The organism is Spirosoma pollinicola (genome assembly GCF_002831565.1).
GTDB lineage: Bacteria > Bacteroidota > Bacteroidia > Cytophagales > Spirosomataceae > Spirosoma > Spirosoma pollinicola.
Map to the genome: position 1 here is coordinate 4,672,825 of NZ_CP025096.1, position 21,324 is coordinate 4,694,148.

A 21,324-nucleotide genomic window follows, 5' to 3' on the forward strand; every position below is an offset into this window, starting at 1 on the left:
TTACAACTTAATTTTACTTTAAGATGAAACTCATCAATCCAAATAAATTTCTTTCCACTGCTCTTTTTGCGACCCTCATGCTTGCCGGGGTCTCTTGTAAGGAACAACTGGATGTGGGCAACCCTAACCAACCAACAGTAACCGCCAATGTCAATACCGAAACGGGTCTGATTGCGTTTGCACAGGGGGGCGTATACATCAACGGATTCCTGAACGGCGATGGCTGGCTGGGTAATAGCTACTTTTCGTTGCCGATTGGGTATAGCGAACTGATGGCCGATAACGTGGGGGCGGATGCCTCCAACAATCAGGTGACGACCATTGGTGTTCCCGACTATATCATCCTGGACGATGGCACCAAAGTGACCAACCCGGCTCCGCAAGTAGGAATTATTCGGTCCTACAATACGCGTGCCGCTACGGGCGCGGGTAACAATGCAATTTATTATCAGTGGCTGAATATGTACGCCTTGAATAACGTCTGCAATCAGACGCTGGATCTGGTCAGTACGATTTCATTTGCGGGTGATGCAACCAGCCGGGCCAACACCATCAAAGCGTGGGCCTACTGGTGGAAAGGCTATGCGTATGCCTCTATTGGTTCCATGTACTATGCGGGCCTGATTGAAGATAAGACGGGCGTTACAAACGGTGATTATGTCACGCATGACGCGATCATCAACCAGTCGAATACTTATTTCAATCTGGCGGCTACTACCCTGACCGCAATCACCAGCGCGACGGATTATACTGAAGTGATGACGCAGCTCATCCCTTCGTTCAATCAGGTGGGCAATGGCGGTGTGCCAACGGTTGACATGTGGAAACGTAATATCAACACGATGCTGGCACGCAACATTCTGGTCAATAAACTGGCCCCCTTTGTGAATGGAAACCCGGCTGCTACGATCTCTAAATCGTCGACTACCGCGATGACCGCTGCCGATTGGACGAGTGTATTGACGCTCGCCACCAACGGGATCAAAAACGGCGATGTTGTCTTTACCGGTCGCAGTACAGCCTCTAACGCGTTCTTCTCGCCATCAGGGGGTACAGTTGCCTCGTTAGCCACAGGTGTCAATACCTCTACGACGTTCAAGATCAGTGAGCGGTTTATCCAATCGTTCAATACTGGTGACAAGCGGCTGTCGAACAATTTCAACACAGCGACCACCTACAAAAATAACTACACGTTTACTACGCGCTATAGCATTACTGCCAATGGCAATGGAACTCCAGGTGTGTATGTGTATGGTTCCAAAGACGTTGGTGCTTATGAGGTTTATATGGCGGGCAGCTACGAAGAGAACACGTTGATGCTGGCCGAAGCGAACATGCGTCTGGGCAACATTGATACGGGTCTGGGTTTTGTTGATGCCGTACGGACGTATCAGGGCGCAGGTGTAGCCGCCGTAAAAGGCGCTGGCCTGACGCTGGCGGGCGCATTGACCGAATTAACAAAAGAAAGAAGAGTATCGCTGTTCGGCAGAGGGCTGTCTTTCTATGACAATCGCCGGTGGGGCTGGACCTACGATATTTCGGTTGGTGGCGGCAGCTATGGTAACACCATCGTGACCACTGCCGGTGTAGTGAACACGAAAGCTACCATTAACTATAACTTCATGGATTACTGGGATGTGCCCGCCGATGAAACGGTACTGAATCCACCGACGTCGAGTGTGGCTACCAGAAACCCTAATTATTAGGAGGTATAAAATTTGGGATTGACTATCCCAAGCCAATGGCTTACCACCCCCAACCCCCTCCTAAAACAGGAGGGGGCTTAAAAAAGGGTAGCCCGTTAAGGAGCCCCCTCCTAAAACAGGAGGGGGTTGGGGGTGGTCTGCTAACGCCAAGAGCCATATTAACCAACTCTATAAAATCAAAAGCCTTCTGAATTGTCAATCCTGCCAAAGCGGTAGGAACGACAGGTCAGAAGGCTTTTCTGATTTAAAGCTTATAGAGATTAAACGCTGTGAGTGACAGCGATATTCATCATTTTTCGTCACTAACTGGCACAGAATCGGCCTGTTGTTTCGGTTGGGAGGCAGCATCGCCCGGCACTTCGCCTTTAGGCCCGCGACGACGCTTTTTGCGACGTTTTGGTTTATCGGAGAGTTGTCCGTCCACAGCAGGGCGAACTTGTGCCAATGTTTCTGATGCCCCATTTACGGGTGTTTCCAGACTACCATTTTTGGCCTCTGTGCTCGGCAACCGCTCGACTGGCGCAGGAGCCGTTTGACCATCCCTACGCTGACCTCGATTGTCTCCACGGGGGCTATCCCCGCGTTTCCCATCACTATGACGTCCGTCTCCACGAGAGCCGTTTCCACGGCCACCATCTCCACGGCCGCCACCGTCGCGTCCGCTCCGGCCAGACCCACCGCTTCCACGAGAGCCTCCTTTGCCCCGAAGGCCGCTGAACCGTTTGGGGTCGAACACCGGCGATTTGCCCATGCCTAACTCTTCGGTGATCGACTGTTTATCAACTTCGCGCTCAATGAGTTTTTCGATGTTGACGATTCGGTTTTGATCCTGATCGCTGATGAAGGTAATGGCGGTTCCGGTGGTGGCGGCCCGTGCGGTACGGCCAATCCGGTGAACATAATCTTCGGCGTCGCGCGGGATGTCGTAGTTGACAACGTGCGTCAGGTTGTCAATGTCGATACCTCGTGATAGAACATCGGTAGCGACCAAGATTGGGAAAACTTTGTTTTTGAAATCGCGCAGTACTACTTCACGGTCATCCTGTTCAAGATCAGAGCTAATACCCCGCGAATCGTAACCAAGTTTGCTCAAGGCCCGAACGATACTATTCACTTCCGACTTGCGGGATGTGAACAACACCATGCTCTGCACAGGTTTCGTACTGTTTTTGATCAGATGTGCCAGTAACGGCAGTTTTTGATTGTCGAAGGCCAGGTAAAATTGCTGATCAATACCGGCGGCTGGTTTCGACACGGCCAGCCTGATTTCTTCGGGTTCGGTCAGCAATTTCTTCGAGAACTCCCGGATTTTGTTGGGCATCGTCGCCGAGAAAAGCAACGTTTGCCGTTTGACCGGAATCTTCTCAACTATATTCATGATGTCGTCCGAAAAACCCATGTCGAGCATTTTGTCGGCCTCATCGAGCACCAGATAGTCTATTTTATCGAATTTGACATAGCCCAGTTGCATATGAGCAATGAGTCGTCCCGGTGTGGCGATAATAATGTCGGCACCGGTTTCGAGGGCTTTGCGTTGCTTGTCCCAATCGTCGCCTTTGCCCCCGCCGTAGATAGCGATGCTGTTGGCCTGAACAAAATACCCAAAACCTTCCACCTGCTCGTCAATCTGTTTGGCCAGCTCGCGGGTTGGCACCAGAATGAGGGTACTGGTATGATCGTGGTCGGTATGGGAGATTTTATCGAGCAGCGGGATAAGGTAAGCCGCCGTTTTGCCGGTACCGGTTTGAGCACTGGCGATGAGGTCTTTTCCGGCCAGAATGACGGGAATGGCCATCTCCTGTACGGGAGTGGCTTTTAAGTAGTTCATGGCGTCCACACCGGCCAGCAGGTCGTCGTGGAGATTAAATTCCTGAAATGTCAAGGTAACAGCTAATGAGGGTGGAAAACAGCTGACCTTAACTTCCGGGCCAGCAAACCGCTTGATTTGTAACAAATATAACGAATAACGGCAAAAAACCCTACTTACGCCCGGCTTCAGCAAGGGCATATTACTTACCGGCAAGTATGCCCTTGACATTTGTTTTTATCCGACACAGAAACATGCTTGAAGCCAGATAGAGCGTAGTACCATCGTCGCCCCAGGCCAGATTTGATATCACTTCACCTGTATCGATGCGCCCAAGAAGTTTACTTGCTGGCGATATAACCAATACGCCACCCGGACCGGCCACCCAGCAGTTGCCTTCGCTATCTACCTTAATACCGTCTATCACTTCCTTTGGACGAAATTTAGGCAACGTCGACGCATCGAAAAAAAGGCGCCCTTTCTCCACCGTTCCATCGTCCTTCACTGGATACGTCATAATCTTTTGGTTTAGCGAATCCGATTGCACGACATACAGTAGATTGCCCTTTCCGGGCGAGAAAGACAACCCATTTGGGTAAGTTATATCCCTAATGAGCAAGGTTACGGTTCCGTTGGGTTCCAGTCGGTACACCCCATTCACCGTCGTTTCGCGGGTTGGGTCCTTGTCTTTAAGGGGTAACCCGTAGGGCGGATCAGTGAAATACAAACTTCCATTTGGGTGGGCTACTACATCGTTTGGACTGTTGTATCGTTTACCCTGATAGGCATCGGTCAGCGTGCGTTTGCCGCCTTTTCCTGCCAGCGGCAAGGCAGCAATACGTCGGTCGCCGTGATCGCATACGATTAGTCGCCCCTGCCGGTCAATGGTCATACCATTACTGCCAGGTTCTTCGCTATACGGCAAGTGACCCGTATACCCAGTATGCTCAATATATTTTGACAAGCCAGTTTGCGGTGACCATTTGTAGGTCGTTTGGGCTTTTGTGTCGTTAACCAGCAAATACCCACTCGAATCGGCAACCCGGCTTTTCACCCAAACCGGCCCTTCCAAATGTCCGAAACCGGCAGCGATAATCTCGATTTTCGCATCAGGCGGAATCAACTGGTTGAGTTTGGCATCGTTACGAACAACTTCGCCGATAGTTGCGTATGTCTGCTCTGTTTGAGCAAGTGCCGCACCCGACAAAAACCATCCCAGACAAAGTGTTTTAAATGCAATTCGTTGATACATGCGATAAAGCCATTGGAGACAGTTAATGCCGTTCACAACCGCGTCATTAACTCAAAGGTTATTCAAATCATATATGTTTAGCAAATGGTCTTTCCCAAAAACAGGCAGCAAATTTCCCTAAACCTTACGCTTCTGTTGCCGTTAAACTAGCTACTGACTAACGTATCAAGGAATGAAAATTGCTTATTTGATTGGCTTCATGACACTCACGAATCTGTCACTGAATGCTCAGTCAGGACAATCCCCTGATTTGGAAACGGTTGCCGAGTTTGGCAAACATCAGCCCATTGGCGTGGGTGTGTCGCAGGAAAAGCGCATCTTTATCACCTTCCCGAAGAACAGAGAAAACTACGATTATGGACTGGCCGAGATCGTAGCAGGAAAACGAGTGCCGTACCCAAATGCCGAATGGAATAAATGGGACTCACTGAATCCACAAAACCGATTCATCAATGTGCAGGCCCTTTTCGTTGACCAGACAAACGCTCTCTGGGTACTTGACCCGGCAAACCCGGCCGACGAACCGCCTATATCAGCCGGCATTAAGTTGATGAAGATTAACCTGGCAACGAATCAGGTTGAGACGATTTATCGGTTTGACGACCTGCCCCGCGAACGCACCGGCCTGAACGATATACAGGTCGACACGCGTCGGCAGGTAGCTTATTTATCTGATCCAAAAAGGTCGGCTATTGTGGTGCTGGATTTAAAAACGGGCAAAAGCCGTACCGTGCTGGAAGGGGACAAATCGACTAAAGCCGACCCGGAGTTCAAGCTCAAGATTGATGGACAGGAAGTTAAAGACGATAAAGGAAAGCCCTTCAGCAGTAACGTAAACGGCATTGCCCTTACCCGTGATTTTACCTATCTATATTTCAGGGCCATCAACCAGACCAGGCTGTATCGCATTGCCACGGAATTCCTCAACAACCTTGCCCTGTCGCCCGCAGAGGTATCTTCGCATGTCGAAACTATGGCCGAGACGGGTGTTTCGCACGGTATGGTTGCCGATAAAGCCGGAAACGTATACCTGACCGACTCGCCTACTAAGGCCGTTCGATACCTGACGCCGGGTCGTGAACTTAAAACGCTCGTCCGCGACAGTCGTTTGCTCTGGCCCGACAGCTTCGCCGTTGGCACTGACGGTTATTTATACCTGACAGCCGCCCAGATTCACCGTACCAAACGGTACAATAATGGGCAGGACAAGGTCGATTATCCGTTCCGGCTGTATCGAATGAAGTTGCCGAATCAATAGAAACCTCTCCGTCCTACCATGTAATTATCCCTAATAGTATTAAGACCCCGTTGGTCCTAGGTGATTGTTCCGCTGGATACTACACTGGCCAGAAAACACAGAGCCGGAACTAATCAATTTAGTTCCGGCTCCTGAAATGCAGTGTCAACTCAGCTTAAATCCGTTTATCCAATTGGGAATTAAACGGCTGATTATATTGTCGCTTGCCGTTAGTTTTGTACAATGCATTGGCTACTGCGCCAAACACGGGTGGGAATGGCGGCTCCCCTAGCCCGGTTGGGTCGAGGTCATTTTCGACGAAGTGAACCTCAATCTTCTTTGGTGCTTCGTTATGCCGAATGAGCCGATAATTGTTGAAGTTACTTTGCTCGGCAGCACCATTTTTGTGCGTTAAAGCCCCATAAAATGCGTTGCCAATTCCGTCGACTACTGCTCCCTGTACCATATTCGTGGCAGATTCCGGGTTTACTACAATACCACAGTCCATCGCGCTGAATACCCGCTCCACATACGGCCCGCCATCGCGGGTCACCATATCGACCACATGGGCCGCGTATGAATTATGACAGAAATAAGCGGCAACGCCCCGATGGTACTTCTCATTGTTAGGTTTATTCCAGCCCGACTTATCGCGTACCAGCGTGAGTACACCCGCATACCGGTCGGCGTCATACTCGTTATTCTTGCCAACGGGATTTTCTTTGGCCCGTTTTAAGAGTTCCAGCCGAAACTCGATGGGGTCCTTACCCATTGCTTCAGCCACTTCATCCAGAAACGATTGCTCAGCGGCTGCGTTGAAGTTTGAGCGCGGAGCCCGGAACGCGCCAATCGTGATGTTGGACGGAATCTCCCAGCCTTCTGCCAGGTAGTTATCAACGGCTCCGGCCGGGAACCGATTGGCGTGGATCGCATGCTCCGGTATGCCGCCCCCTTTCACGTGGAATCCGATCAGGTTTTTATTCGCATCCAGCGCGGCACGATACGTTGCGGTGTACATCGGACGATAAATGCCATAGGTCATATCATCTTCGCGGGTGTAGATCAGTTTGATGGGCGCTTTTACTTTTCTGGAAATCAATGCCGCTTCAGACATATAATGTGCATACGCCCGGCGACCAAAGCCCCCACCCATCCGCGTCATCTGAATCTCAATCTTGTCGGCAGGCAGCTTCAGGATTTTTGACAGTGTGGGCTCTACCCAACCCGGAGCCTGCAACGGGCCTACTAACAGGGCTTTTTCATCCGTTACATGGGCGAAGAAATTCATCGGCTCCATCGTATTGTGCGCCAGGAATGGGGCATTGTACGTGCGTTCGATGATCTGGGCCGCATTTTTAAAGGCCGTTTCGGGGTCGCCGTCTTTGCGTAATAGTTGAGCAGGCTTTTTAGCATACTCCTGAAACTTTTCCAGCTGGGCGCTGGTACTTTCTAGTTCACCCGGAACGATAACCGCCCGTTTTCCATCCCTTCCGGCCATCGTATCTTTGGTATCGCCAGCCGGTTCCCAATCCACTTTTAGCTTTTTGCGGGCATTCATGACCTCCCAGGTCGATTTGCCCACCACCACCAGCAACTCGTTGAAAGTGCGGGTATCGAAGCCACCCTGCTCAAACCCGTCTTCATATAATTTCAGGGTAAAAACGTCCTTGATGCCGGGCATTTTAAGGGTCTGCGACGCATCGAACGATTTAAGTTTCATTCCGAAGGCCGGCGGATGCTGAATCATGGCAATGAGCATCCCCTCAGTCCGATAATCCAGACCGAACAGCGGTTTGCCCGTGACTATCTTTTTGCCTTCAACATTTCTGGTCGGTTTTCTAACGATGGTAAACTCCTTCGGGGCTTTTAATTTCACGCCTTTGGGAACTGGAAGCGTAGCGGCTTTACTGGCCATTTCTCCATACTTGGCCGACTTCCCACTCGCATGATGCAACATACCCGCTTTGGTCGTCACTTCAGCTACTGATACTCCCCAGGATTGTGCGGCTGCTTCGCATAACATCTGCCGGGCGGCTGCCCCGGCTTCCCGGAGTGGTTTCCAGTACATACGAACCGAATTACTGCCCCCCGTAAACTGAGGCCCTAATTTTGCGTTATCGTGCGGCCCCATGTCAACCACCACATTTTTCCATTCAGCGTCCAATTCTTCGGCTACCATCATGGGCAGTGACGTCATGACGTTTTGACCAAATTCAGGATTAGGGCAGATGAGTTTAACGACGTTGTTGGCCGTGATTTGAATGTATCCATTGAGCTCGGTCCATTGTTCGGGCAGGTTTAGTGTCTGTAGCTTATCGGCGGCTTTAACTCTTGACAACCAGCTAACGCTGAGCATCATACCCCCACCTGAGAGCAGCGAAGCCTTTAAGAAAGAACGTCGGTTATAAGTCGATTTATTCGTAGTCATGGTCAAGGGTTTATTTACGGGTGGATGACGCAACTCCTTCTTTTGCCGCCGATTTGATGGCCTCTTTGATGCGCAGATACGTGCCACACCGACAGATGTTGCCGCTCATGGCTAGATCGATGTCCTCATCGGTGGGCTTGGGATTGGTCTTTAGCAGCGAAGCCGCGCTCATTATTTGCCCCGACTGACAGTAGCCACATTGAGCCACATCGTGTTCGAGCCATGCTTTTTGTACCAGATGCTCACCCGTAGCCGACAGCCCTTCGATGGTGGTGATGGCTTCCTTGCCTACGGCAGAAATGGGTAGTTGGCAGGACCGTACGGCCGTTCCGTTCAAATGAACCGTGCAGGCCCCGCACTGAGCGATTCCGCAGCCATATTTGGTGCCGGGCATGTCCAGATGATCGCGTAAAACCCAAAGCATGGGCGTGGACGGATCGACGTCCAGCTGCCTGATTTTACCGTTGATTTTCAAGCTATATTTTGCCACAGTGGTAATTAGTAAGGGTTTATACTAAAGTAGTGTATTGATTACTAGAATGCTGATTTTTACGGTCCTTATGATTTATCATGAGTTGATCTGATAAATCAACTGGTTTTATATTGTGAAATCAGCGTTCTACAGTCGATAGTAATGCTGAGCTAGTTGGAACGAAAGATACTGATTGCGATGAATCATTCACATCCCTGGTCCGACGATACTCGTTCGGTGATTAGCCAACGCGTTGTTTAAACAAGCGCATGAAATGCTGAGGGTACTTAAAGCCTAAGTCATAGGCGATTTGACTCACCGATTTGCTTTGGTCAAATATGCGTTCTTTGGCCAGATCAATCACCTTCGCCTGGATATATTCCTGAGCTGTTTTACCGGTTGCTTTCTTCACCAGATCACCAAAATAGTTGGCCGACAAATTCAGTTCACCCGCGCAGTAGGTGACCGTTGGCAAACCTATAGCTTGCGGTTTGTCGGTCAGAAAATAGTCGTTCAGTAGCGTCTCGAACCGTTCCAGCGCGCTTTTGTGCACATTTTCCCGGGTAATAAATTGTCGATCGTAAAACCGGGTGCAGTACCCCAGAAAGAGCTCAAGCGTAGCGACAATCAGCTTTTTAGAGTGCTTGTCGATAGCATGCTCTAATTCGTACTCGATTTTAGAAAAGCAATCCAGTACGATTTGCCGTTCCCGGTTCGATAAATGCAACGCTTCATAGGATTGGTAGCCAAAGAAGGTATATTCCTGAATATGCCGCCCCAGGGATGTACCGTGGATCAGATCCGGATGAAAGACAAGTGCATAGCCTTTAGGCAGATAGGTTTCTCCATTATTATTCACACCAACCACCTGTCCCGGTGCCATAAACACCAGCGTACCTTCCTGATAATCGTAGGTATGCCGACCATAAACCAGATCTCCGCAGTTGACATCTTTTAAAAAAATGGCGTAAAAGCCGAAGTACATTCGGGAGCCCTGTCGGGGAGCCGCCTTTGACAGATCGACGACGCTAACCAGCGGGTGCAGTGTTTCGTTATTATTAAAGACGTTGTAGTCATTGATTGTCTCAAATCGAAGCAAGGTATCCATAGTCCGGTTGGTTATCTGGTTCAAATTTACCGCTTTCCTTCCGTTGTCCATAAGCGATAAACCTTAATCAGTAATAATGGTAGTAACATCTGTAATATGTATACCACTCAGGTCAAGAAATGAGGAGACCTTTGCCCTATAAATAGTCAATACAGGACCTTTATCTGGTAAAAGAAAGCAATTTGAACAGAATCAACATCAATGGAAACAAGAACACTAGGAAAAAGCGGTCTGCAAGTGTCTGCACTGGGCTTAGGTTGCATGGGCTTAAGCTATGGCTATGATCCCGCAACAGACAAACAGGATGCCATTCAATTACTTCGTGCCGCTTTCGACAAGGGTGTCACCTTTTTCGATACGGCGGAAGCTTATGGTCCATTTGCAAACGAAGAACTGTTGGGAGAAGCTTTGCAGCCTTTCCGCAACGAGATAGTGATTGCTACTAAATTTGGCTTTGTGAATGGCGACTCCACCAAAGGGCTGGACAGCCGTCCCGAACGTATCCGGCAGGTGGCCGAAGAAGCTCTGAAACGATTAAGAACCGACCGGATCGACTTATTTTACCAGCACCGCGTTGACCCGAACGTACCTATGGAGGATGTTGCCGGAACGGTGAAAGAACTGATTCTGGAAGGCAAGGTGAAGCATTTTGGCCTGAGCGAAGCGGGTGCAGCGTCGATTCGGAAAGCCCACGCCGTACAGCCCGTAGCCGCCTTGCAAAGCGAGTATTCGCTCTGGTGGCGGGAACCGGAAAAGGAAATACTACCGACGCTGAAAGAATTAGGCATCGGCTTCGTTCCATTCAGCCCCCTTGGCAAAGGATTTCTAACGGGAAAAATTGACGAGAACACGCAGTTCGACAAGACCGATTTCCGCAATGTGGTGCCCCGATTCTCGGAGGAGAACCGAAAAGCCAACCAAAAGCTTGTGGACTTGCTGGGTGACATTGCCAGGCAAAAAGAGGACACACCAGCTCAAATTGCCCTAGCCTGGTTGCTGGCCCAGAAACCCTGGATCGTACCGATTCCCGGCACGACCAAACTACATAGGTTAGAAGAAAACGTTGGCGCTGCGGCAATTACCCTATCCGCTGATGATATTAATCAGATAGATACAGCCTTTGCCGCGATTCCGGTACAAGGCGACCGCTATCCGGCACACCTGCTAAAGCGGGTGGGTAATTAATCCTGTTGGCTGCTTGAGCCAGCTCAAGCAGCCAACAGGAAATGAGTTAACAAACCAAGGATCTGGCGGTCTATCTCTATGCGCCTGCTTATAGCCCCTATTTGAGAAGCCTTGAAAATTCGTTTAACACCAAATCAATCGAGCCTAATTTGTTAAACAAATGGAGGACTTGAGCAGCTTCTTCAAAACAGGCTTCGATCAGGTTAATAACCAATTCACATTTGTTACTAGTTGGTGGGAGATATATCAGGACAAGCTTTACTTTTGTGCTACTCATCTCGTGGCATATGCTCAATCGTTTACTCCCAACAGTACTATTTCTCGGTTTCCTTTCTCCTGCAATACTCTTTGCCCAAACGTCAACGCCATCGCTGGAGGACACGCTCCAGCTTAATGAAGTTGTTGTTCGGGGATACGCTACCAACCGGCGATTGCTGGAAACACCGGCTTCGGTGGGTCTGCTCACACGCCGGGATTTGAACCAGCGGTTTGGCACACCTACGCTCGTGCCCGCACTGAACACTCTGCCGGGCGTTCGGGCCGACGAGCGGTCGCCGGGGAGTTACCGGCTGGCGATTCGGGGCAGTGCCATCCGGTCGCCGTTTGGTGTTCGCAATATCAAGACCTACTGGAATGAACTTCCGCTTACCGATGCGGGCGGCAACACGCCCCTCAACGCACTGGATGTGCGGGCTCTAGGCCGAATCGAAGTGATCAAAGGGCCATCAGGAAGTTTGTACGGAGCCGGAACCGGCGGCACCATTCTGTTTAGCGGACTGGGTGTACCGGCTGGTAAGACGAGCGTTGAAGTTTCTGCTTTAGGCGGCAGCTATGGTCTGTATGGCAATGGCATTGCGATACAGACCGGCAAAAACAACTCGGCCATATCGCTTAACTACAATCACTTACAGTCTGATGGATACCGTGACCAGAGCGCCGTTGTTCGGGATAACCTCAGCCTGATCGGCTCGTTTAGCGTTAGCCCAAAACGAACGATCTCTGTGCTGGCCTTATATTCAGACCTGCATTATCAAACGCCCGGTGGTCTCAACGAAGCCCAGTTCAAAGCCAATCCGCGTGCGTCGCGTCTGGCCACGGCTACCCTGCCCAGCAGTGCAGCCCAGCAGGCGGGCATCTACCAGAAAGTCGGTTATCTCGGCTTTTCGCATGAATACCGCTGGAACGACCGTATCCAGAACACAACCGTTATCTATGGTTCCACAACCGACTTTGCAAACCCATTTATCACCAACTACGAAAAACGCGCCGATCAGGGGCTTGGTGGCCGAACAATTACCCAAATTCGTTTTCCTAATGGCCCGTTGCCTACGGTCGTGACAGTGGGGGCTGAATACCTGCGAAACTTTACCGTTGACCGAAATTTTGGTAACCGGGGAGGTACGGCAGATACTATCCAGACCGACGAAGAGCTAACGGCACGGCAGTCGACCGTTTTTCTACAGACCGAAACCGAGTTGCCCGCTCATTTCCGTTTAACGGCAGGCTTAAGCCGGAATGATGTCCGTTACGGGTTTACCCGCTTCCCAACACGAGCTGCGGGTGCGCTTCCCGCCACGCTTCTGGCTAGAGATTTCGCTCCTGTCTGGCTACCACGCGTCGCTTTGTTGCGCACCTTCGGCCAGAATGTGTCGGCATTTGTGAGCATCAGCACGGGGTACTCAGCCCCATCGAGTCAGGAAGTTCGCCCCTCGGCAGGGGGCTTCAATACAACGCTCAACCCCGAGCGGGGAACGAGCTATGAAGTGGGGGTTCGGGGTTCGGCACTGCACAGTCGACTCCGGTTCGATGTGGCCGTGTATCAGTTTCAACTGCGCGAAACCATTGTTCGGCGGTCAGATGCGGCTGGTGCCGAATTCTTCGTCAATGCGGGCCGAACCGATCAGCGGGGTCTGGAAGCACAGTTCAGTTATGATTTCGTTCTTCCATCGTCACGCTCTACCGTTTCGTTACTACGGCTCTGGAATAGCCTGACACTCACCAATTACCGGTTCCGGGACTACCTGCAAGGCACTGTCGACCTGTCAAACAATAAGGTTCCGGGTGTAGCGCCAACTACCAACGTGACCGGTATCGACGCCGAAACAAACGTGGGCCTTTATGCGCACGTGACCTATTCATTTCTGAAAGAGTTTCCGCTAAACGATGCCAACACTTTTTTGTCTGACCCAACCCAATTGCTCCAGGCAACTCTGGGCTTCCGGCACGCACTCGGCAAAAACTGGGCAATCGACGTGTATGCCAGTGGCGACAATCTCCTGAACAGAACGTACTCGCTGGGATATGACCTGAACGCTGTCGGGAATCGCTATTTCAATGCGGCACCGGCAAGAAACGGCGTCGGTGGCGTTCGATTAAGTGTGAAATGGTGATGATACTGAAAAATTCGGACTGGCGCGGGTATTCACCGCACAGGCGGCCCTGCCGTGCCAGTTAAGAACATATGCTAACCGTCTCCTCCCTTACTAAAGCCTATAACGGGCATGTCGTTCTGACGGTGCCAGAAATGCACCTCTCACCCGGTATTCACTATTTTCAGGGTGGGAATGGTTCTGGCAAAACGACGTTTTTTCGTACCGTTGGGGGGCTTTTGCCCTTTTCCGGGACTATACTGCTGGAAGATCAGTTCGAGATCAATCGCGATCCGGTTGCCTATCGCTTTCGGGTTAATTATGCCGAAGCCGAGCCTCTTTATCCGTCGTTTCTGACCGCCCGCGACCTTGCAGGTTTCGTTGGGAAAGCGAAGAAAGCACCCGCTGGGCAGGTACAAAAACTTGCTGAATTACTAGGTGTCGATACCTTCTGGACGCAGCCCACGGGACAGTTTTCGAGCGGTATGCTTAAGAAATTATCCCTGTTGCTGGCGTTTCTCGGAACTCCCCGACTTTTACTTCTCGACGAGCCTTTAACGACGCTAGACGTGGCCACAGCGGCCAGACTGTTTGACTACATTCGCCAGCTTCGGGCAGAACAGGACGTTTCGTTTCTACTAACCTCACATCAGGATATTAGCCTGACGGGGCTGCCATTAACGGCTATGTGGCAGGTAGGAAATGGACTCATTACACCTGCAACCTAAGCCCGGCCATGTTGACGCTCCTCAACCGCATTTTCGTTAGCTCCTTTTACACTAAAAATGCGGGTACATTTCTGGTAATCATCCTGCTGGCGTTTGGCTTTCTGAGTGCCGTTGAGCACAAAGCCCTCATTACGGCAGCACTGGGCTCTCCGCTTGTTCTGGCAATCGTGTTTGGTTTATGGGGATTATATCTACTAAAAACCGTCTCGTTCATCTGGCAGGAGTTGACCGCGCCCGAGCATTTATTTTTCCAGACATTCTGGCTCATTCCTACTCCCACCCGCCTGCTTTTGTGGGTTGCGGTACAAACAGCCATGCTGTTACCTATACTGGCCTATGCACAATGGATGATCCAGATCGCGTATCAGTACCAGCGATGGGATTCCCTAAGTGCGATTGTGATTATTAATTTGCTGTATATAGGCATCGGATCATTGGCCGCCGATTATCGACTGCGACACCCCAATCCAAACGCATGGCACCTCCCCCATGTGTCTCTAAAGCTGCCCTACGAATTCTTCTTTCCAACCTACTGGCTTCGGCAGGAACCCCTTTCACTGGTGCTGACGAAAGTATTTTCGGGGCTTTTACTGGCGGGCGTTTGTCGGCTCTACCCAACCGACGATTACGATCAGCGATTATTACTTATTGGTCTTTTACTGGCCATACTTGGTCACGCGCAGGTGGGCGGACAGGTCAGCGCATTCGAGCAGAAATACCTGCTTAGTTTGCCCAACCTGCCAATGTCGCGGATACAGCGGTTTGGTCGATATGCGCTCATGTACGGGTTTCTCTGGCTACCCGAATTGGTCATTCTCCTGCACAATTGCCCGGTTGGCATTCCGCTCGATTACATCATCTGGCTCTGGCTAACGGGCTTGGGGGCCTTGCTCCTGCTGCACAGCCTTGCCTACGGGCACGAAATCAATCCTGAACGCTGGCTTTCGGGTGTGTTTGCCAGTTTTATTGGGGGACTGCTCGCGATCATGTTCGGTCTGCCGGTTGGTGCCTGGCTGGTTCTGGTCTGGACTGGTGCGCTGGGGTATTGGTCCTGGTCGTTTGCCCTGCGAGAAATGACACCATAAGGCGTTTATGAGTAACTATCCTGGCTGTTTTTTTACAGACCAGTAGTTCGAAACGAATCCGGGGGCAGCGTAGTTATACTTTTTGCGTTAACGAGTTAATAACCAACCCTATGTCTCACTCCCCTCCTATGTTCGATATTATCGTGTTTGGTGCTACCAGTTTTGTAGGCCAGATTATCAGCCGGTATTTGGTTGACCAGTATGGAGTTGATGGCTCGGTAAAATGGGCCATTGCGGGTCGCTCAGAAAGTAAACTTGCAGCCTTGCGGGTGGCTATGGGCGATTCGGCCCGGAACCTTCCCCTAATCGTGGCCGACGCCCAATCGGCAGATTCACTTACCCGTTTGTGTACCCAAACAACCGTGGTCATGTCTACGGTTGGCCCCTACGCGCTGTATGGCGAACCGCTCGTAAAAGCCTGCGTTGAAACCGGCACTGACTACTGCGATCTGACGGGCGAGGCACACTGGATAAAACGCATGATCGACCGGTATGAACGGCTGGCCCGGCAAACGGGAGCGCGTATCGTGCATTGCTGCGGCTACGACTCCATTCCTTCCGATATGGGCGTCTATTTTTTACAGCAACAGGCGCAAGAGCGTTTCGGGCAGTATTGCTCAAGCGTACACATGCGGGTGAAGTCGGCTAAAGGTGGTGCATCGGGCGGTACGATTGCCAGTGTGCTTAATCTGGTTAATGAAGCTTCTACCGATTCCGCCTTACGCAGAGAACTGGCCAACCCCTACTCCATTTGTCCTGCGGTCGATTATGTTCGTCCCAAACAAAAGCCCATTATGTCGGTGGCATACGATGACGATGCGAAAGCCTGGATAGCCCCATTTGTGATGGCCGCCATAAATGAACGGGTTGTACAACGCTCTAACGCCCTCCTTCATTATCATAAATATTTCATGTACAATGAGGCTATGCTGACGGGTAAGGGACCATTAGGCTATTTTGGCTCGGTGGCTATAACGGCGGGAATAGGCGGATTTATGCTGGCGGCTGCCGTTTCGCCTTTGCAGCGTATCATCAAACGTTTTCTGCCCAAACCGGGCGATGGGCCTGGTCCGGAAGCCCAACAGAACGGCTATTTTGTTCATGACGTGTATGGACACACCGACTCGGGGGAAACCCTAAAAATCCGCGTTTCGGGCGATCGTGACCCAGGCTACGGTTCAACGGCCAAGATGATTTCGGAGGCCGGTGTTTTGTTGGCCCAGGGTACATCTAAAGCCGACAAAGCCGGTGGTTTTTATACCCCGGCGGCCATCTTTGGCGCAAAGCTGATCCAGCGTCTGCAAAACTTTTCGGGTATGAAATTTGAGGTAATTGAATCGAATTAATGTCCGGTTATTTGATCCAGAATCCAGTTCGACCGGGCACCGGTTTCGCCTGTGCTTGGACTGCTGCCTTCACCCCTGATATCGCGCACGATCAACTCGATCAGGGGTTGCTGCACATGTTCCGGGAAGGGAACAGTGTATTCATCTACCCCAGATTCTGTTTCTACTTTAATCCTGAAATTCTCAAAATACGAAAAGGTAATTTTCCCTTTGGAGCCGATGAGTTGCGTTTGCTCCATACGCTGCTCTTTGTTGACTGTGAAACACCAACTGCCGGTACCCAGCACGCCTGACTCGAAGGCAAAATTGGCCACGACAATATCATCTGCCGAATACAAACCGGCCTGATTCTGAGCAATGCCGCTGGCTGTTTTGATAGGGCCAAGCAGGTACTCCAGAAAATCGAACTGATGGGAGGCTAAATCGTGAAAAAGGCCGCCCCCCGAAATGGCCGGCGTAACCCGCCAGTTCGGCTCTGGCCCCGCGCCTAGTTCACGGGCCGCCGGTTGCCAGGTCAATTGCACCGATACATACCGGATATCGCCAATAACCCGCTGGTCAACCAGTTCTTTAACTGTCAAAAAGTACGGAAGTGACCGGCGGTAAAACGCGACAAAAAGAGGAACCCCGGTTTCCCGGCTTACCCGGTTCATGGCTTCGCATTCGGCTGCGTTAAGGGCCATTGGCTTCTCGACGTATACCGGCTTTCCTGCACGCATAGCCCGAATGGCATAGTCGGCATGGCTGTCCGGCGGGGTAGCGACATAGACAGCATTGACATTGGGGTCATTGATCAGAGCATCGGCATCATCGTACCAGGTGGGGACATTGTGTCTTCTGGCATAATCGGCGGCTTTTCCGGCATCCCTCCGCATCACGGCCACCAGAACAGAATTTGGCACTTTATTAAACGCCTGACCGCTTTTCACTTCAGTTACATCTCCGCAACCGATAATACCCCATTTCACCTGATCCATAGCTTTTTGTTTCTCGCAGATACCCGCAACCAACAAAGCATAGTTAGTCAGATTCCTATTCGTTTCTACCTATTGCTTTATTTTCACAGGACTTATTTAGCCACGTTAAGACAAGCTACTGCGTATTGTCATCAAGTGATTTGAGTCAGCGCAGGCATGGCTCATATTGGTGTGGATAGAGAGCAGAAACGCTGGCTCTTTTAGGGCCAGCGTTTTTTTATAACTAACACAATATGGAATGAAAGGCTTGTAAAGAACGCCTTTCGCTTCGATAGACTGAGGTTCAGGGTTAGCTTTTTTTCTCTTTTCCGGCTGCGAGTTGTTTGGTCGACATCGCTTCAATAGCCACCACGAGCCGGTCCAAATCTTTGGGGGAATGATAAATGTGCGGTGTAACCCGAACGCCGTGAATGTTTTCCCAGTCAATGCCCGTTGTATGAATTTTATACTTGTTCAGCAACTGTCCATCCACTTCGCTGGTCTTCATCCCGTCAATCGAAAACAGGCCGACAGCTCCGGCAAATTCGGGTTTGAGCGACGTGTGAATCTTCACACCCGGCAGGTCTTTCACCCGTTCCATCCAGTAATTTTTGAGGTAATGTGCCCTGGCAAACTTCCGTGCCGTACCTATACTGTTATGGAAGTCAACGGCGGTGGCAATGGCCATCTCGGAGGCAAAGGAACGCGTTCCCAGACTCTCGAACTTACGAATATCGGGCCCATCGGGTTCGTTGTTGGACAGTAATGCCCAGACGTTTTTGATTTTATTCTGACGGATATACAGCATTCCACTCCCAAATGGCGCACAAAGCCATTTATGGAGGCTGGTCGCGTAATAATCGGCACCGAGGTCGGGAATTTTGAAATCGAAGAGTGCAAATGAATGAGCGCCGTCGGCAATTACTTCGATACCCCGCTTGTGTGCTTCATCGGCTATTTTCCGAACGGGCATCACCTGCCCAATCCAGTTAATCATATGGGTAACGTGCACCACTTTGGTTCGGGGTGTAAACGCCTTCACGTATTGCTCCGCCAGGGCATTGGCATCTTCGCTTGGCAGGTTTAAATCCAGAAAAACCAGTTTGATACCATCCCGTTTTTCGCGCTGTTTCCAGGCGTTGAGCATATTGGGGTAGTCCTGTTTGGTTAAAACCACCTCGTCGCCGGCTTTCAGGTTCAGGCCAAAAATGACAGTATTAAGTCCTTCGGTAGCGTTGCGGTTAATGGCAATTTCTTCTGGAGAACAGCCCCCTAGATCGGCCAGTTTGCTCCGTAGTTCTTCGCGCCCCTGATCCAGAATCCGCCACATGTAATAGGATGGGGCTTCGTTACTATACTGGTAAAACCGAATATGCGCATCCTGCACCACTTTGGGCTGCGGACAAACCCCGCCATTGTTGAGATTTAGCAAGGTAGGCGATACCGTATATTCAGATTTCACCCACGACCAGAAATCTTCATCCTGTGCCCATTCGGCAGCAGATTTCAGGGAGGCATCGATAGTGGAAACGGGGTTGGCAAACGTTTCAGGGAGAAACGCGGGGAGTGTCAGCGCACCGGTTGCAGCGGCTGCCGTTTGGCGAAAGAAGGTTCTACGAGTTGACATGCAGGGATGTATAGAGGTGATGATGAGCGATGTACAGTAAAAATACATATTTTCTGCATACGAAATAACAGGCCCGTTTTCGGGTAGCCTAATTCATTTATCAGACTGCGAACAGTTGATCTTTCTAAGCCTGACTCAGTAAAAAGTATCTGAACAGACTCCTTAGCCATTTTTGTAAAAATGTTACCAATAGATCACATAGTTGGATTGGTGAAACAAATCCAGTAATCGGAAGTTGATTTCATATCGAAGCATACAGTAGCCTGTAGATCGCTGCAAGCCTGTTTTTATGGAATATATCCCTGTATTCTTTGTCAGAATGCAGCAATAGACCGATGTCTGAAACAAGTATACCCCCTAATCGGACTAACCAGTCCGAAAACGAGCGATTACGATTTTCCCTCCAGGCGGCAGGTATTGGCACTTGGGATCTGGACTTGATTACTAAAGTGGCCTGGTGGGATCAGCGGACCAAAGAATTGTATGGCTTTACCGGTACTGACACCCGAGACTTCCAATCGGAGCAGGACCTGATGCAATACATTCATACTCAGGATCGAGAACGGATGAAAGACGCCATGCAGCGGGCGATGGACCCACGCTCCGGGGGCCTCTACGTGATCGAATTCCGGATTATTAAACGGGACAATGGCCAGGTTCGATGGGTACGGGCAAATGGACAGGCATATTTTGATGGACAAGGGAAGGCCATCCGGCTCTCGGGCACCGCGCAGGATATCACGCAACAAGTTCTGTCCCGTCAACTCACAGAAGAAGTTCAGGAGGAGTTACGGGGGGCCATTGAACTGGCTCAGTTGGGTACCTGGCAGGTTGACCTGACTACGGGTTATATCGACTACTCGTCCAGACTTAAGCTCTGGCATGGTATTGAGCCCCATGAGGTTATTACTGCTGAACATGCTTTTCGACGCGTTCCTGAGGGAGACCACCAGCAAATTAAGAAATCAATGCTGAAAGCGATCTCTCTTGGTTCTGATGGCTACTATGACATTGAGTATAGGCTCATAGATCCGATTGAGGGGGAAAGGATCATGCATTCGCAGGGAAAAGCCTACGAAAATCAACAGGGTCAGATATACAAGATTTGTGGCAACGTGCAGGACGTGACACAACAACGGAAGGCGCAGTGGGCTTTGGAACAGCAGGTTGCCCAGCGAACCCAACAGCTGGAAGTCTCATTGGAAGATTTACGTCGGTCCAACGAAAACCTGAAACAATTTGCCTACGTAGCTTCTCATGATCTACAGGAACCACTCAGGAAAGTACAGCAGTTTGGCGATTTGCTGAAACGACAATACGCTCCCCACTTAGGAGAGGGAGTTACTTATCTGGATCGAATGCAGTTAGCGGCTCACCGAATGTCGCAGCTTATCCATGACCTACTCAGTTACTCGCGTATTGCTACCGGTTCCGAACGGCTGGAGTCCGTATCGCTGGAACAGGTCGTTCAGGAAGTCATCAGCGATCTGGATGTCGTTATTGACGAAACGGGTGCTTACTTAGACGTCTCACCGTTGCCTACTGTATCAGGAGATTCCTCCCAATTGAGGCAGCTCTTCCAGAATCTGATTAGTAACGCCTTAAAATTCCGGCAGCCAAACAGTAATCCCGTGATTCATATTCGGGCTCATCTGATTGCGGCAGACACACTACCTGACACCGTCCGTCCTGCTTCGGGTGTGTCCAAATACTACAAAATTGACGTGTCCGATAATGGCATTGGTTTTGAAGAACATCACGTTGAACGTATTTTTCAGGTTTTTCAACGGCTTCATGGCCGAAACCAATATGCGGGAACGGGCATTGGACTCGCTATCTGTGAAAAAGTAGCGGCTAATCATGGAGGTACGATCCGGGCACAGAGTTCACCCGGCATGGGCGCTACCTTTAGTGTGTACTTGCCCGATTAGCCTACTATATTACTTAACTAATTTGCTGTACTTTTTTTGAGCAATTTGCCTGAATGTTCGAAATTGATAACTTTTTTACCATTCCAA

At 50.5% G+C, this 21,324-nt stretch carries 15 protein-coding genes; 8 read left to right on the plus strand and 7 right to left on the minus strand.

Annotated features, from left to right (window positions below):
- The first annotated feature begins 23 nt into the window (after nucleotides 1–23).
- A complete protein-coding gene (locus CWM47_RS19575) occupies nucleotides 24–1,706 on the plus strand; it encodes a RagB/SusD family nutrient uptake outer membrane protein (RefSeq protein WP_100989900.1) in 1,683 nt (560 codons plus the stop codon).
- Between the two features lie 289 nt (nucleotides 1,707–1,995).
- Here CWM47_RS19575 and CWM47_RS19580 read toward each other — a convergent pair whose 3' ends face one another.
- Both CWM47_RS19580 and CWM47_RS19585 read right to left on the minus strand, forming a co-directional pair.
- The gene (locus CWM47_RS19580; RefSeq protein WP_100993958.1) at nucleotides 1,996–3,534 is read right to left on the minus strand and encodes a DEAD/DEAH box helicase; all 1,539 of its coding nucleotides are present in this window, start codon (nucleotides 3,532–3,534) and stop codon (nucleotides 1,996–1,998) included.
- A gap of 181 nt (nucleotides 3,535–3,715) precedes the next feature.
- The gene (locus tag CWM47_RS19585) at nucleotides 3,716–4,765 is read right to left on the minus strand and encodes an SMP-30/gluconolactonase/LRE family protein (RefSeq protein WP_100989901.1); all 1,050 of its coding nucleotides are present in this window, start codon (nucleotides 4,763–4,765) and stop codon (nucleotides 3,716–3,718) included.
- A gap of 172 nt (nucleotides 4,766–4,937) precedes the next feature.
- On the opposite strand from CWM47_RS19585, the gene CWM47_RS19590 reads away from it, so the two are divergent.
- Nucleotides 4,938–6,023 (plus strand): L-dopachrome tautomerase-related protein, encoded by a 1,086-nt coding sequence (locus CWM47_RS19590; RefSeq protein ID WP_100989902.1) that lies wholly within the window; start codon nucleotides 4,938–4,940, stop codon nucleotides 6,021–6,023.
- Between the two features lie 154 nt (nucleotides 6,024–6,177).
- On the opposite strand, the gene CWM47_RS19595 is transcribed toward CWM47_RS19590, so the two are convergent.
- The 3 genes from CWM47_RS19595 to CWM47_RS19605 form a co-directional block, all read right to left on the minus strand.
- A complete protein-coding gene (locus tag CWM47_RS19595; RefSeq protein WP_100989903.1) occupies nucleotides 6,178–8,430 on the minus strand; it encodes a xanthine dehydrogenase family protein molybdopterin-binding subunit in 2,253 nt (750 codons plus the stop codon).
- A gap of 10 nt (nucleotides 8,431–8,440) precedes the next feature.
- The gene (locus tag CWM47_RS19600) at nucleotides 8,441–8,920 is read right to left on the minus strand and encodes a (2Fe-2S)-binding protein (protein WP_100989904.1); all 480 of its coding nucleotides are present in this window, start codon (nucleotides 8,918–8,920) and stop codon (nucleotides 8,441–8,443) included.
- A 223-nt stretch (nucleotides 8,921–9,143) separates the two neighbouring features.
- Nucleotides 9,144–10,010 carry a helix-turn-helix domain-containing protein gene (locus CWM47_RS19605; RefSeq protein ID WP_100989905.1) on the minus strand — a complete coding sequence of 289 codons (867 nt, stop codon included), beginning with the start codon at nucleotides 10,008–10,010 and terminating at the stop codon, nucleotides 9,144–9,146.
- A gap of 201 nt (nucleotides 10,011–10,211) precedes the next feature.
- On the opposite strand from CWM47_RS19605, the gene CWM47_RS19610 reads away from it, so the two are divergent.
- The 5 genes from CWM47_RS19610 to CWM47_RS19635 all read left to right on the plus strand — a co-directional run bounded on the left by CWM47_RS19610 (nucleotide 10,212) and on the right by CWM47_RS19635 (nucleotide 16,723).
- The gene (locus CWM47_RS19610) at nucleotides 10,212–11,195 is read left to right on the plus strand and encodes an aldo/keto reductase (protein WP_100989906.1); all 984 of its coding nucleotides are present in this window, start codon (nucleotides 10,212–10,214) and stop codon (nucleotides 11,193–11,195) included.
- A gap of 287 nt (nucleotides 11,196–11,482) precedes the next feature.
- A complete protein-coding gene (locus CWM47_RS19620) occupies nucleotides 11,483–13,585 on the plus strand; it encodes a TonB-dependent receptor (protein ID WP_100989908.1) in 2,103 nt (700 codons plus the stop codon).
- Nucleotides 13,586–13,656: 71 nt separating this feature from the next.
- On the plus strand, nucleotides 13,657–14,292 hold the full coding sequence (locus tag CWM47_RS19625; protein WP_100989909.1) for an ABC transporter ATP-binding protein: 636 nt from the start codon (nucleotides 13,657–13,659) through the stop codon (nucleotides 14,290–14,292).
- A gap of 8 nt (nucleotides 14,293–14,300) precedes the next feature.
- Nucleotides 14,301–15,377 carry a hypothetical protein gene (locus tag CWM47_RS19630; protein ID WP_100989910.1) on the plus strand — a complete coding sequence of 359 codons (1,077 nt, stop codon included), beginning with the start codon at nucleotides 14,301–14,303 and terminating at the stop codon, nucleotides 15,375–15,377.
- A 110-nt stretch (nucleotides 15,378–15,487) separates the two neighbouring features.
- Nucleotides 15,488–16,723, plus strand: a complete 1,236-nt coding sequence (locus CWM47_RS19635; protein ID WP_100989911.1) for a saccharopine dehydrogenase family protein — start codon at nucleotides 15,488–15,490, stop codon at nucleotides 16,721–16,723.
- Here CWM47_RS19635 and CWM47_RS19640 read toward each other — a convergent pair.
- The gene (locus CWM47_RS19640) at nucleotides 16,720–17,700 is read right to left on the minus strand and encodes a Gfo/Idh/MocA family protein (protein ID WP_100993959.1); all 981 of its coding nucleotides are present in this window, start codon (nucleotides 17,698–17,700) and stop codon (nucleotides 16,720–16,722) included. The two genes, CWM47_RS19635 and CWM47_RS19640, sit on opposite strands and share 4 nt — an antisense overlap.
- A 289-nt stretch (nucleotides 17,701–17,989) precedes the next feature.
- On the minus strand, nucleotides 17,990–19,306 hold the full coding sequence (locus tag CWM47_RS19645; RefSeq protein ID WP_100989912.1) for an aminotransferase class V-fold PLP-dependent enzyme: 1,317 nt from the start codon (nucleotides 19,304–19,306) through the stop codon (nucleotides 17,990–17,992).
- A gap of 335 nt (nucleotides 19,307–19,641) precedes the next feature.
- Here CWM47_RS19645 and CWM47_RS19650 point away from each other — a divergent pair, with 335 nt between their 5' ends.
- Entirely contained in the window at nucleotides 19,642–21,237 is a 1,596-nt protein-coding gene (locus CWM47_RS19650; protein ID WP_100989913.1) for a sensor histidine kinase, read from the plus strand.
- Nucleotides 21,238–21,324: the final 87 nt, after the last annotated feature.